Source organism: Synechococcus sp. RS9916 (assembly GCF_000153825.1).
In the GTDB taxonomy this organism is placed as follows: domain Bacteria; phylum Cyanobacteriota; class Cyanobacteriia; order PCC-6307; family Cyanobiaceae; genus Synechococcus_C.
In genome coordinates this window covers 635,435-648,396 of sequence record NZ_DS022299.1, presented here as the reverse complement: position 1 = coordinate 648,396, position 12,962 = coordinate 635,435, and the positions used below count along the sequence as shown (strand labels likewise).

The 12,962-nt window shown below is 60.2% G+C and carries 11 protein-coding genes; 7 read left to right on the top strand and 4 right to left on the bottom strand.

The genetic code is table 11. The features are described 5' to 3' along the window. Positions 1-87 precede the first annotated feature (87 nt). The gene (aroB, locus tag RS9916_RS03550) at positions 88-1,182 is read left to right on the top strand and encodes a 3-dehydroquinate synthase (RefSeq protein ID WP_007097869.1); all 1,095 of its coding nucleotides are present in this window, start codon (positions 88-90) and stop codon (positions 1,180-1,182) included. Here the strand turns inward: aroB and RS9916_RS03545 are convergent. Further along, entirely contained in the window at positions 1,175-2,323 is a 1,149-nt protein-coding gene (locus tag RS9916_RS03545; protein ID WP_232199519.1) for a class I SAM-dependent methyltransferase, read from the bottom strand. The genes aroB and RS9916_RS03545 overlap by 8 nt on opposite strands. A gap of 97 nt (positions 2,324-2,420) precedes the next feature. Between RS9916_RS03545 and RS9916_RS03540 the strand changes: the two genes are divergently transcribed. Further along, positions 2,421-3,227: a TPM domain-containing protein gene (locus RS9916_RS03540; protein ID WP_038023196.1), complete on the top strand. Its 807-nt coding sequence runs from the start codon at positions 2,421-2,423 to the stop codon at positions 3,225-3,227. A gap of 2 nt (positions 3,228-3,229) precedes the next feature. Here RS9916_RS03540 and RS9916_RS03535 read toward each other — a convergent pair whose 3' ends face one another. The 3 genes from RS9916_RS03535 to RS9916_RS03525 all read right to left on the bottom strand — a co-directional run bounded on the left by RS9916_RS03535 (position 3,230) and on the right by RS9916_RS03525 (position 6,243). Continuing rightward, positions 3,230-3,973 carry a glycoside hydrolase family 104 protein gene (locus RS9916_RS03535; protein ID WP_038024129.1) on the bottom strand — a complete coding sequence of 248 codons (744 nt, stop codon included), beginning with the start codon at positions 3,971-3,973 and terminating at the stop codon, positions 3,230-3,232. Between the two features lie 297 nt (positions 3,974-4,270). Further along, positions 4,271-5,362, bottom strand: a complete 1,092-nt coding sequence (locus RS9916_RS03530; RefSeq protein ID WP_007097864.1) for a hypothetical protein — start codon at positions 5,360-5,362, stop codon at positions 4,271-4,273. Continuing rightward, on the bottom strand, positions 5,362-6,243 hold the full coding sequence (locus RS9916_RS03525; protein ID WP_007097863.1) for a TIGR04168 family protein: 882 nt from the start codon (positions 6,241-6,243) through the stop codon (positions 5,362-5,364). The genes RS9916_RS03530 and RS9916_RS03525 overlap by 1 nt, the downstream gene beginning before the upstream one ends. Positions 6,244-6,281: 38 nt before the next feature. Between RS9916_RS03525 and nadA the strand changes: the two genes are divergently transcribed. From nadA to RS9916_RS03500, 5 genes are read left to right on the top strand one after another with little or no spacing between them, the layout of a single operon-like run. Continuing rightward, on the top strand, positions 6,282-7,253 hold the full coding sequence (gene nadA, locus RS9916_RS03520) for a quinolinate synthase NadA (protein ID WP_050752295.1): 972 nt from the start codon (positions 6,282-6,284) through the stop codon (positions 7,251-7,253). An 18-nt stretch (positions 7,254-7,271) separates the two neighbouring features. After that, positions 7,272-7,652 (top strand): hypothetical protein, encoded by a 381-nt coding sequence (locus RS9916_RS03515; protein WP_007097861.1) that lies wholly within the window; start codon positions 7,272-7,274, stop codon positions 7,650-7,652. A gap of 12 nt (positions 7,653-7,664) precedes the next feature. Continuing rightward, on the top strand, positions 7,665-8,642 hold the full coding sequence (locus tag RS9916_RS03510) for a ligase-associated DNA damage response exonuclease (protein ID WP_007097860.1): 978 nt from the start codon (positions 7,665-7,667) through the stop codon (positions 8,640-8,642). A gap of 5 nt (positions 8,643-8,647) precedes the next feature. Further along, positions 8,648-10,354 carry an ATP-dependent DNA ligase gene (locus tag RS9916_RS03505; protein ID WP_007097859.1) on the top strand — a complete coding sequence of 569 codons (1,707 nt, stop codon included), beginning with the start codon at positions 8,648-8,650 and terminating at the stop codon, positions 10,352-10,354. Then, positions 10,351-12,804 carry a ligase-associated DNA damage response DEXH box helicase gene (locus tag RS9916_RS03500; protein WP_007097858.1) on the top strand — a complete coding sequence of 818 codons (2,454 nt, stop codon included), beginning with the start codon at positions 10,351-10,353 and terminating at the stop codon, positions 12,802-12,804. The genes RS9916_RS03505 and RS9916_RS03500 overlap by 4 nt, the downstream gene beginning before the upstream one ends. Positions 12,805-12,962 lie beyond the last annotated feature (158 nt).

Below are 12,962 nucleotides of genomic sequence, written 5' to 3'. Positions count from 1 at the left end.
CGCTGCGCGGAGATTAGGCGGATCCGACCATCTGGGCGGCAGAGTGGATCCACATCCTGAACGCCGCCTGGCGTTGCCCATCGCCCGATGCAACGGATCACCGTCAAGCTCGCGTCAAACCCTTACGACGTCGTGATCGGCAGCGGGGGCTTGCAGAACCTCGGACAGGAAATGTTGAACAGCGGGATCAGCGCACCCCGCAAGGTTCTGGTCGTCAGCAATGCGGATGTGGCCGGACCTTATGGCGCCACCGTGCTGGAGAGTCTGCGCAGCAGTGGCTTTGAAGCCGACTCCCTGGTGATCGAGGCCGGCGAAGACCAAAAGCACCTGGGCACAGTCAGCCAGATCCACGACGCAGCCCATCGCCTGCGGCTCGAGCGAGGGTCACTGATGGTCGCCCTCGGTGGTGGCGTGGTCGGTGACATGACCGGCTTCGCTGCGGCCACCTGGTTGCGGGGGATCGCCGTGGTGCAGGTCCCGACCACCCTTCTCGCCATGGTGGACGCCGCCATCGGCGGCAAAACAGGGGTCAACCACCCAGGCGGCAAAAACCTGATCGGTGCTTTCCACCAACCCAAACTGGTCCTGATCGATCCCGACACGTTGAACACACTTCCGGATCGCGAATTTCGCGCCGGGATGGCCGAGGTGATCAAGTACGGGGTGATTGGCGATCCGGGCCTGTTTGATCTGCTTGAGAGCTGCGATGGGTTGAGTGAGGCGTCAGCTTTGCCGGATGGCGTTCTGCAGACGATCCTCGAGCGTTCAGCCCAAGCCAAGGCCAACGTGGTGGCGGCCGATGAACGGGAAGGAGGGCAGCGGGCCATCCTCAATTACGGACACACGTTTGGACACGTGGTCGAGAACCTCACCGGATATGGCACCTGGCTGCATGGCGAAGCCGTCGCCATTGGGATGGTGGCGGTGGGGGAACTGGCAGTGCAACGGGGTCACTGGAGCCGAGACCAGGCGAACCGCCAACGCCGACTGATTCAGAAATGTGGATTGCCCACCGTCTGGCCACCGCTGGACCCTTCAGCAGTGCTCGAGACCCTTCAAGGGGATAAGAAAGTACAGGACGGCACCGTTCGTTTTGTGGTTCCAGACGCCATTGGGGCCGTCAGCATTCGCTCGGATGTGAACACCGACGAGGTGAAAGCCTGTCTGGCGGCGCTCAGCTGAACCCTTTCGGGGCCTCAAGGCATCGGCTGATCAGTTCGCTTTCCCTCGGCTCATCGGGGAATCGAGACAGAGCAATCCAGCGAAATTCACCCAAACCTGCTGGATCAACCAAGCGCAACAACGCCTCTCGGCGTTGCAGCGCCTGGGGGAGCTCCGTCGCCGGAAGCCGCTGAAGATTGTGAAGCCGTTCCCCGAGACCTAGAGCCAGCAGAGCTTCTCCTTGCCGGCACTGTCCGAGCACCGTCCAGCCTTGATCTCGGGCCTGTGCCAAGAGCGTATCGATGCAGAGATGGGCCGTGAGATCCCTGCATCCCGCGTCAGCGAGAAGCTCATCACTTGCTTGCTGCTGGTGATAGGCCAAGAGGGTGCCTGCAAATCGCCGAGCGCTGTAGTAACGCTCCGCATCGTGGGCGTAATCAACGATCAGCATCACTCCAGACGCGACGGCCTTGGCCACTTGTTCCAGCCAAGGCGCTACCTCGCCGTGCCATTCGGTCGTCCAGCCCTCTGGAACCTGAGCTGGCGGCACGGAGATACCACAGTGCCTATCAGCCCAGTCGAGCTGCTGCTGAATCGAATCAGGGAGCATCTGATCATCCCAATGCAGCACTTTTTGACCGGCGTCATCAGACGTCAGCACCACACCCATTTGGCGCATCGCCCCATCACGCCAAATCAATCGCTCCACCGGAAAGGCATCCAGCAATTCGTGAGCGACGAGGACCCCGCGAATTGGATCAGCAGCCAGCTTGTCCAAGGTGGTCCAGCGGACCTGGCCCGGTGCCGATGCGGCCAAACGTTCTCGCTGCCGGCTCTCCATCCCAGGATTGCGTTCCACCAGCACCAGTTCGAGCTGGCCAATCCAAGCGGGATTGAGTCGATGGAGTTCGGCCCAAACATCAGCAGCCAGGTCCCCTTCACCCGGCCCAACCTCCACCAGGCTCAAGGGACTCGCAGGCGCTTCGGCATGAATCTGGTCAAGCCACTCCGCCAACTGCGTGGCAAGAAGGGCGGCGAAATCCGATCCCATTGATGGGGACGTGACGAAATCACCCTTGGTGCCAACCCGAAGACGGCCACTGCCGTAGGCCCCATCAACGGGATCATGGAGGGCCAGTTCCATGAAGCGGCGAAAGGACATCCGCCCGCCCTCGGCTTCAAAGCGCGTGACCATCCAGGCCGGACAAGGCGCACCAAGGCGATCCATTCGAGAGAATGCCGATGTCTGCACTTGGGCTATGGGAGCACACCGAGGATTGAAATCCGTTCTGGCGATGCTGTCCCTGGTAGTGCTGTTGGTGGCCGGGCGACCAGCCTGGGCGCTTGATAACCCCGAGCTTCTACCCGATCACCCCACGCCGGTGATTGACCTGGCCAAAGCGCTGAGCGAGCGTCAACGCTCCGAACTAGAGACCCAACTTTCGGGTTTTGAAGACCGCACCGGGTGGAAACTGCGCGTCTTGACGCAGTACGAGCGCACCCCCGGCTTAGCAGTGAAGGACTTCTGGGGTCTTGACGAGCGCAGCTTGCTGTTGATCGCTGACCCCCGCGGGGGCAATCTGCTCAATTTCAACGTTGGCGATGCCTTTTTCGCCTTAATGCCCCGGACCTGGTGGGTGGAACTTCAAACCCGCTACGGCAACCAGTTCTATGTGCGCGACAACGGTGAAGACGGAGCGATCTATGCAGCTCTCGATGCAGTCGAAGTCTGCCTCGATCGCGGCGGTTGTCAGGTGGTGCCTGGATTGCCGATGGAGCAGTGGCTTTGGACGCTCAGCACCTCGATCTTGGGTGGATTGATTGCTGGCTTTGCAGCCTATCCACGTCAAAAGGGTGACTTGATCGCCTGGTCGTGGCTGCTGCTGCTCTCACCGCTGTGGGTGATGCTGTTTGGTGTCTTTGGCGTTGCCCCAGTGGTGACGAGGACCAACGAGCTGCTGCCTCTACTGCGCAACGGCCTTGGTTTCCTTGGCGCAGGGGTTGCCGCCTACCTCATCGCCCAAGCGACGGTCGGCCGAAAATTAGAGGAGTCGAACCAGGACTGAGCTCAGAATCCGCAAAGAATGGTCGGGGGCTTGCACACAGGCCCCTTTGGTGAGTCGTCACTGGGAGCAGCTTCTTCAGCCAATTGTTGGCGGCGTTGATCACGCACCTGACGCAGCTGCGCCAATGAAACGTTGTAAAAACTGCGCAAACGGTCAAAGCGCTTGACCGGCTGCCCGTAGTAGCTCACACCCCGCAAGGTGGGGAACGATGCCCACTCAGGGGCCAACAAGGCTGAAAGTTGGGGCGTCATGGCACCAGAGTCAGCCAAAGGCAGAGCTTTGCGGCGCTGGATCAAATAAATCGCCCCTTGGTCCTGAGCTTCAGGTCCGAAACCCCGCACGCCAATACTGCGCTGCACCATCTTCCAGGTGAAAGGCATGAACTGATAAGCCCCAGCCGCTGCGCTGGCGTAACGGGAGGAGTAGATCACCCGGTCGGGATGACGATCAAGCGAGGCCATCAACCCACCGCCGAACATGACGCGGTAACCCAGATCAAGGCCACCCTTCCAGGTGCCCTCAGCGAAGCGAATCGTATTCAGAAGGGCCCGACGCTCAGGGGTGATCACGTAAGGCAAACCGATGACGGGAGACTCACCCTCAAGCTGCACAGACAGCGAACGGGCGGTCGTGCCAGGTGCGAGAGAGACCCTGGCAGCCTGAACAGGAAGAGAAGGGAGAAGTGTGATTGCGCTTGCGGTGGCCGCTGCAAAGAAACGACAGGCGGTCGGAGCAAGAACAGTCATGAAATGCATTCGAGGAGCAATGGCGCCGAAGAGGCACCGGTCGAAATCCAGAAGCGGATGGAGTTCGACAATCGGCAAAAGCCTAATGAGTACAACAACCCATGGGCGTGCACGGGTGAACTTTCCCGAAGCGATGCCCCCGTCAACAGAATTTCAGTGCCAGCTGGACTTCTGTCCACTCAGGTGAAAACCCTGCAGATGCGCGGGATTGTGCTGCTCATCCCAATCACCCGTGGCATCCCTGGCGATTGAGCACAACGACTTGATCTTTAATCAGATCTACTTATCGCTGTGGGATCAGACACCCAATCGCATCCTGACCAAATGCGAAATCTGCAAAGCAGCGGCTTGCGCACCATCGAGCGGTAAGGGGTCAGCGAGGGGTGGGATTAAGGGGAGATCCAGTTCCCAGGCCCCCTGATCAAAACCTGATCGGCTGATCAAGCGGTGAAAGCCATGGCTGCACAGTCCCGTCATCAAGGCCGCAGCCTCTGAGAAGCCAGCGCGCTCAACCACGTGGAGGCCCGTGCCCGTGCTGAGGGCCTCCGCAAACGTGCTGAAACCAGGCTTACCCAGCAACCGTTGGCAGTAGGGCATCACATCCAAGGGTCGGACCCCCTCCGGCAACAGCGTGAGGTTGTCCACAGCTGCAAGCGCGTTGCTCACGGCTGGATTCGGAGGCGTTGGCAACAAAAAATGATGCTCAGGCCATTGGGCAAAACACTGCGGTGCAATCGACACCCCCAGGCCACCGAATCCCACCAGCACAAGTTCGTGCTCCTCCTGGAGCAGATGCTCCTTCAAAGGTCTTGGCAAAGGGCGAGGGCGTGCAGCGACTAAACCCACCGGTTGCTCCGGAATCCCCCACGCCATTAACAGGTGAAAGGGCATGCGCAACAGCAGATCACCGGTGCTGTAAGCGCAACGGGCCTGATCAACCCACTTAGCAAAAGCCTCCCCCTGATCGCGATAGATGTCGTCCCATCCGAAATTGCCCATCCACACCAAAGGAGCGTCAAGACGATGTGCCATGCGGGCAATCGCGGGGGGAATATCCCCCAACACCACGACGGGTAGGCCTTGAGCCTCGATCCAGGCGACCTCCTGATCCAGGCTTCCCGGAAGACTCCGCTCCAACTGATCGAGGGCGGACAAGGTAGCCGCCTGGTTACAGCTGAGGGCATCGCTTTGAACCATGCCCACGTCCCAGCGGACAGGGCGCTGTTCCACGGGCATCCCATGAAAGACCAGGTTCAGGAATGCCGGATCCACCGCAGAGCTCACCACAAGCCGCCATTGGGGATGCAGCGCATGCAAAGCCGACAGCACCGCAGCCTGACGGGCTGCATGGCCGAAGCCATGACTGCTAAGGGCGAGATAAACCAGCATCAGCGGTTGGTCGCTGCAGGAACGGAATCAAGAAAGGTTTCGGCGTAGGCCACGGACCCGTCAGGCAGAAACCAGCGATGACTCACATGCACCAGTTCACCCTGGTCGAATTCCACCCATGACCAATGGCAGAGCGTGCGCCCTTCCGAATCGAGGCCGCGGCGCGGCACGCACGCTGCATTGAGAAACACAGTGCCCTGTCGGTCTCGCACGTAAGTGCGTCGTTCTCCTTGACGCCCCTTAAGACGGTGATGCATGTGCCCGAACACCACAAGCTGGGGCCGACGCTGCTGCGCCATTTGCGTGAGCGCAAGCGCCAGATCTGCATCACCCCAATCGCAAGCAGGTTGCTTCCAGTCACGCCCGCAAGGGTCTGCAGCATCGGAGCCCAAACCTGTGGGGCCGGAATGGGCCAACAACACCAGGGGCCAGTCATCAGGCACAGCTGCGCTGGCCTCCACAATTCGCGCCGCTGATTGTTCGACCGTAATCGGCCCCACCACAGCCTGCACCGCTTTGGAGAGGTGAAACCCGCCTCCAGCCGACCCTGGCCTGCAGCCCACCACACCAAGTGGAGGTGATGACCATTGGCGCTGTCGCCAGCCGCAATGGAGATCACCCAGTAAGTCGAGTTGACGCTGAAACACGCCACCGCTTTGGTCTTTGCCGCGATCGTGATTGCCAAGAATCACCGCGACCGGGTAAGGCAAACGAGTGATGGCCTTGGTGAGGCGCAGATCACCATCACTGAGATCCCCCACGAACAACACGGCATCGGGAGCGAGCCGTTTCAGCAGGGCCGCATCGTCATCACACCAGTCACCGTGCAGATCCCCTGCGATGGCAAGCCGAAGCCGGGAACTCGAGAGTGTCAGGGGCAATGCCTAGGCTGTGGCCCATCCTGCCGCAGATGGTCCAGATGACCGTTGATTTCACCCCATCGACGGCCCTGTCTGCTGCCCCGACGCCTGCTGAACTCCCTGCGGCGATTGACGCCCTGCGCCGGAAAAAAAATGCTGTGATCCTGGCGCATTACTACCAGGAGCCCGAAGTCCAGGACATTGCCGATTTCATCGGTGATTCGCTGGAGTTGTCGCGCAAAGCCGCTAACACCGATGCGGACGTGATCGTGTTCTGCGGCGTGCACTTCATGGCCGAGACCGCCAAGATCCTCAGCCCTCAGAAAACTGTTCTGCTGCCAGATCTGGAGGCCGGCTGCTCCTTGGCAGATGACTGCCCTGCTGATGCGTTTGCCGCTTTCCGAGCTGAGCATCCCGACCACTTCGTGGTGAGTTACATCAATTGCAGTGCGGCGGTGAAGGCCCAAAGCGATCTGATCTGCACCAGCAGTAACGCCGTGGATCTCGTGCGCCAATTACCGGCCGACCGACCAATTCTGTTTGCACCCGATCGCAATCTGGGTCGCTGGGTCCAGGATCAAAGCGGACGGGAACTGACCCTCTGGCCAGGGCGCTGCATCGTGCATGAAACCTTCAGCGAAGAAGCACTGCTCAAGCTGCAGCTGAAACACCCAGATGCTGAAGTCATCGCCCATCCGGAGTGCATCCAACCGCTGCTGGATTTGGCCGACTTCATCGGCTCCACCAGCAAGCTGTTGAACTATGCCGAGACCAGCAACTCCAACACTTTCATCGTGCTCACGGAGCCCGGCATCATTCACCAGATGCAACGGCGCTTGCCCCACAAGGAGTTTCTCGATGTGCCTGGCACTGATGGCTGCAGCTGCAACGCCTGCCCCTACATGCGCCTGAACACGCTGGAAAAGCTGTGGCACTGCCTGTCCACTGGAGCACCAGCCATCGAGATGGATGAAACCATGCGCCAACGGGCTCTCAAGCCGATCGAAGCCATGCTCGCGATGAGCCGCTAACCGAAACGATTGATACCCATGCGCAAACGCGTCGCCACTTGCATCACAGCCTTCTGTTGTGCAGGGGTGATGGGCTGCACGCCAGCCAAAACACAAACTTTGACCATGGACGACCTCTACAACGCACTCGCCAGGGTCGGTTTGGAGGTGAAGGATCGCAAACCGCAAATTGCCCAATTCATCAAGGCTGAAGGCGGCGAGGCGTTTTCGATCAACGGCACCCGCTGTGAGGTGTACGTCTGGGATCGGAGCAGCAAAGAGGGTGCTTGGGGCTACGAGAACACCAAGCAATACGGTCTCTATGGCGGCGAGACCGTGATGGTCAAAAACATCGGCGTGACCTGCAAAGGAACCACTGCAGATGGCAACAAGGTGCTGAGCACCGCGAAGGAGCTCTAAGTCACCCCCTGCATGACTGTGCTCGTCAACACCGCTGAAGGGTTGTATTGCCCGGCCGCCAAGGCGTGGATTGATCCCCATCGTCCGGTGCAGCGGGCACTGATCACCCATGCCCATGCCGACCATGCCCGGCCAGGGTGCGATGAATATTGGTCTACTTCAGCCAGTGAAGGAATCCTGCGCCAGAGGCTGGGGCAAACGATCAACCTGTGCACCCTCAACTACGGCGAGCAACAATCCATCGGTGATGCCCAAGTGTCCTTTCACAGTGCGGGACACGTGCTGGGCAGTGCACAGATCCGACTGGAGGTGAAGGGTGAGGTCTGGGTAGTCACCGGTGATTACAAGCGCTGCTCCGATCCCAGTTGTGCCCCCTTTGAATCGGTGCCATGCGATGTGTTGATCACCGAGGCAACCTTTGCGCTGCCGATCTATCGCTGGAGTGATGGGGCCACGCTGGCCCGCAACATTCAGGACTGGTGGCAGGGCGATCGAAGCCGGCCCTCACTGCTGTTTTGTTATGCCTTTGGCAAAGCCCAACGGATCCTGGCCGAACTGGCAGCGATCGGCGTTGACGAAGAAGTGCTGTTGCACGGAGCCGTGGAGACCGTCACGCGCCACTACCGGGATGCGGCGATCCCGATGGTGCCCAGCCGGCCCGTGAGTGACATTCCCAGGAAAGAATCACTCGCAGGACGCCTGGTGCTTGCGCCACCATCCGCCCATCGCTCGAGTTGGATGCGTCGCTTTCCCTCACCTCAAACAGCCTTTGCCTCCGGCTGGATGGCCGTGCGCGGTGCCCGACGGCGCAAGGGCTACGAACGGGGATTCGTGCTCAGCGATCATGCCGACTGGCAAGGTCTGATCCGCACGGTGAAGGACAGTCGTGCCAAGCAGGTGTACGTCACCCACGGCCAGAACGATGTGCTGGCGCGCTACCTCATGGAAGTGGAAGGGATTCAGGCAGCGCCCTTAGCCGCACTCGGCTGAGTGTTGTGGAACGGTTTGCCCAACTCATCGATGCCCTTGATGGCAGCAGTGGATCAAAGCGAAAGGTTGAACTTCTGCGCTCCTATCTCGCTGAAGTCGCTCCTGAAGATGGCAGTTGGTCTCTCACCTTGCTGTTGGGAGAACGGCGCAAACGGCTGATCACGGGGCGGCGGCTGCGCGAGATCCTTCAGGCCAGCACCTCACTTCCCGACTGGCTGTTTGAGGATTGCCACAGCCATGTGGGCGATTCTGCAGAAACCGTGGCCCTGCTCTGGCCCCAACTACAGGAGCAGCTCTCAACACCACCGTCGCTCGACGAGCCGGATCTGGCCCCGCTCCTGCAACGCATTCCGGAAAGGCCACCACTCCATTGGTGGATGGAGTCGCTTCTCCCTGCCATCGCCAGTTGTGAACAAGAGCAGCAGCAGCAAGCGATGACGGCCCTGTGGTCTGCCGTGCCAGAGAACCGCCACTTTCTGCTCAACAAATTGCTCACCGGCGGCTTCCGCATTGGTGTGGCCCGGGGACTGGTGGTGAAGGCCGTTGCCTCCGCCTTTGCGCTGGAGGAAACCACCGTGCTGGAACGCCTGATGGGGCCTGTCACGCCTACCGCCACATGGTTTGAACAGCTCAGCGCCGCGCAGGATCAGACACGCACCAATCGTGGAGCGGTGCCCTATCCCTTTTTTCTGGCCAGCCCTCTGCAACACGACACAGTCAGCGCAACCGCACCGGAAAGTTGGTGGATTGAATGGAAATGGGATGGCATTCGCGGGCAACTGATCAGACGTGAGGAAGGAGTCTTCCTCTGGAGCCGCGGAGAGGAACTGATCAACACCAGTGTTCCGGAGCTGGTGGCAATGGCAGAAACCCTGCCGTTCAACACGGTGCTGGACGGAGAAGTGATCTGTTGGCAGCAACAGGAGAGCAGACCCATGCCCTTCTCCAGCCTGCAACGACGACTGGGCCGCAAACGGGTGGGGGCGAAGTTGCAGCAAGAGTGCCCGGTGCAGTTCGTGGCCTACGACTTGCTGGAAAACGCCGGCACAGATCTCCGTGACCAACCCCTCAAGGAACGTCTGAACGCACTCCAAATCCAATGCCAATCCATCCAGGGACCAGAGGCTTGGCGACTCCGGCAAAGCCAGGGAGAAGCGCTGAAGCACTGGGACGATCTCGACAGACTGCGCCAACGGGCCGGTGAGGGTGGGGCTGAAGGGCTCATGCTCAAACAGTTGCAGTCGCCTTACCTCGCAGGGCGCAAGCGCGGGCACTGGTGGAAACACAAGCTCGAGCCGATGACCCTCGATGCGGTGCTGATCTACGCCCAGGCAGGCACGGGCCGGCGCGCCAATCTGTTCACCGATTACACCTTTGCTCTTTGGGACCGCAGCGCCGACAATCCCAGCGACCATCAATTGGTGACCTTCGCGAAGGCCTACTCAGGCCTCAACGACGACGAGATCCTCACGTTGGATCGCTGGATTCGCCGCCACACGCGGGAGCGCTTTGGGCCCACCCGAGTGGTGGAACCGGAGTTGGTGTTTGAAATCGGGTTTGAGGGGATCCAACCCTCCAAACGCCACAAATGTGGGCTGGCGGTGCGTTTTCCGCGCATCCTGCGCTGGAGAAACGACCGCACAGCCGAGAGTGCTGACAGCCTCAGCAGCGCCCAAGAGCTGTTGCGACAGAGGCAGGAGCCTGGCGGATGACGCGATCCGAAACTCTGTTGAAGCCGATCGAAGCCTGGTTCCTCAGCAAAGGCTGGACGCCCCAGGACTTCCAACAACAGGCTTGGAAAGCCCACCTGGAAGGGGCATCGGGATTGATCCAAGTGCCCACTGGATCAGGGAAAACCTATGCCGCGGTGATGGCACCGATCGCCCGGATGTTGGCGGACAACACGGCCAGCTCAGGGGTGAAACTGCTGTACATCACGCCGCTGCGGGCCCTGAGCCGCGACTTAGCGCTCGCCCTGAAGGAGCCGATTGAGGCCATGGGCTGGCCAATGCGGGTGGGCATCCGCAACGGTGACACCTCCACCGGCGATCGCAACAAACAGGTCAAGTCACCGCCTCAGATCTTGATCACTACACCCGAATCGCTGTGCGTGCTGCTGGCTGGTCGCCATGCCGAGCGGCTGTTTTCCCAGCTCGACACGGTGATCCTGGATGAGTGGCATGAGCTGATCGGCAGCAAACGGGGCACACAAACGGAGTTGGCGCTGAGTTGGTTGCGGATGACCAATCCGGCACTACAGACCTGGGCGATCAGCGCCACGATCGGCAATTTGGATGCTGCAGCCCGTCATGCCCTGGGCGTTGGCGGCAAGCCGGTGATCATCACCGGGGCGGCACCCCGGTCCCTTGAGGTAACCAGCATCCTTCCCGACAGCATCGACGGGTTTCCCTGGGGAGGACACCTCGGTCTTCGGCGTTACGAAGATCTGGTGGGACAGCTGGTGCCCGGCATCAGCACCCTGCTATTCACCAACACCCGCAACCAGGCGGAGCGGTGGTTTCAGTGCCTGCGCTACGCCTGTCCGGAGATGGACGGCTTGCTGGCTTTGCACCACAGCGCCCTGGATCGTCAGGAACGCGAAGCGATCGAAGCGAACGTCAAAGCAGGTGATCTGCGCTGGGTGGTCTGCACCAGTTCCCTGGATCTGGGGGTGGATTTCCAGCCCGTTGAGCGCGTCGTGCAGATCGGGTCACCCAAAAACCTTGCTCGCCTGCTGCAGCGAGCCGGTCGCTCAGCCCACTTGCCTGGCGGCACCTCCCAGGTGTTGTTCATGCCCACCAATGCCCTGGAACTGCTGGAGCTCAGTGCAGTGCGCCGAGGCCTCAGTGCCGGACTGGTGGAAGAACGGCACCCACCTTTGATGCCGCTGGATGTGTTGTTGCAGCACCTCACCACGCTCGCCTGCGGCCCAGGCTTTGATCCCGACAAGACCCTCAAAGCTGTGCGCCAGACCGCCAGTTTTTCCGAACTGAAGGACGACCAGTGGCAGTGGTGCCTCAAGTTTCTAGAGCAAGGCGGCGAATGCCTGGGTGCCTACGAGCGCTACCGGAAACTGGAACGAGGCGACGACGGCCGTCTGGCGGTGAAGGAAACAGCGATTGCTCGCCTGCATCGCCTCAACATCGGCACAATCACATCGGCCCCGGCGATCCGCGTGCGCTTCGTGCGGGGTTCCGTGCTGGGCCACGTTGAAGAAAACTTCGTCAGCCAACTCAAACCCAAAGACGTGTTCTTTTTTGCCGGACGGCAACTGGAATTTGTTCGTCTGCGGGACATGACGGCCTACGTCAAATCCACCACCAGAAAGAGCACCACCGTCCCGGCCTGGGCTGGTGGACAGATGGCACTTTCCGATCTGCTCACCCATCACCTGCGTGAGGAAGTGGCACGAGCTGGTGGCGGCGAACTGGATACGCCGGAACTGCAGGCTCTCGAACCGTTGTTCGAACGCCAACAAGACCTCTCCACTCTTCCGCGTGCCGATCAGCTCCTGCTCGAAACCTGTCAGACGCGTGAAGGCAGCCATCTCTATGTGTATCCCTTTGAAGGACGCTTCGTGCATGAAGGTCTCGGCTTCCTATTCGCGACGCGGCTCACCCGGCTGGATCGGGGAACGATCACCGTTTCGGTGAACGACTACGGGTTTGAACTGCTCGCCCCGCGCCAGTATCCATTCAGCAACCTGATCGAAGACCATATTGACGACCTGCTCAGCAGCGATCAGCTGGAACAAGACCTCGAGCAGGCGCTCAATCTCTCGGAATTGTGCAAACGTCGGTTCCGCAGCGTTGCGCAAGTGGCGGGACTACTCGTGCAAGGTTTTCCTGGGCAAAACAAGAGCACGGGTCAATTGCAAATCAGCGGCTCGCTCCTGTTCGAGGTGTTCAGCCGCCATGAACCCAACAATCTCTTGCTTCAACAGGCGCGAGATGAAGTACTCAATGAGCAACTTGAGCTTCCACGACTGAAGACAGCTTTGGAGCGGATGGCCCGCGGCGAAGTGATCCATTGCCCCACACCCCGACCAGGCCCGATGGCATTTCCCCTGCTGGTGGAACGGCTCAACAACCGTATGAGCAATGAATCTGTCCTGGAACGGATTCAGAGAATGCAGGCTGAAGCACTGAAACGTGAAGGGTGAACCTCTTTCTTCCCAAGGATGCGTTGGCGTCACTGATCACGAACGCTTTCTCGACCGACGATTCGCCTTACGGGTACCGCCGTAGCAGTAGCCAGGTTGAGACTGGAGTTGAGCCCAGCAAGCCGGACACACCAACTGCCAGCTTGGCTCTCTCTCCG

Excerpts from the sequence above, each read along its gene's own strand:
- RS9916_RS03510 (WP_007097860.1), top strand. The coding sequence starts at position 7,665 with ATGACTGTGCTCGTCAACACCGCTGAAGGGTTGTATTGCCCGGCCGCC.
- RS9916_RS03545 (WP_232199519.1), bottom strand. The coding sequence starts at position 2,323 with ATGTCCTTTCGCCGCTTCATGGAACTGGCCCTCCATGATCCCGTTGAT.
- RS9916_RS03535 (WP_038024129.1), bottom strand. The coding sequence starts at position 3,973 with ATGACTGTTCTTGCTCCGACCGCCTGTCGTTTCTTTGCAGCGGCCACC.
- RS9916_RS03540 (WP_038023196.1), top strand. The coding sequence starts at position 2,421 with ATGGGAGCACACCGAGGATTGAAATCCGTTCTGGCGATGCTGTCCCTG.
- nadA (WP_050752295.1), top strand. The coding sequence starts at position 6,282 with ATGACCGTTGATTTCACCCCATCGACGGCCCTGTCTGCTGCCCCGACG.
- RS9916_RS03500 (WP_007097858.1), top strand. The coding sequence starts at position 10,351 with ATGACGCGATCCGAAACTCTGTTGAAGCCGATCGAAGCCTGGTTCCTC.
- RS9916_RS03530 (WP_007097864.1), bottom strand. The coding sequence starts at position 5,362 with ATGCTGGTTTATCTCGCCCTTAGCAGTCATGGCTTCGGCCATGCAGCC.
- RS9916_RS03515 (WP_007097861.1), top strand. The coding sequence starts at position 7,272 with ATGCGCAAACGCGTCGCCACTTGCATCACAGCCTTCTGTTGTGCAGGG.
- aroB (WP_007097869.1), top strand. The coding sequence starts at position 88 with ATGCAACGGATCACCGTCAAGCTCGCGTCAAACCCTTACGACGTCGTG.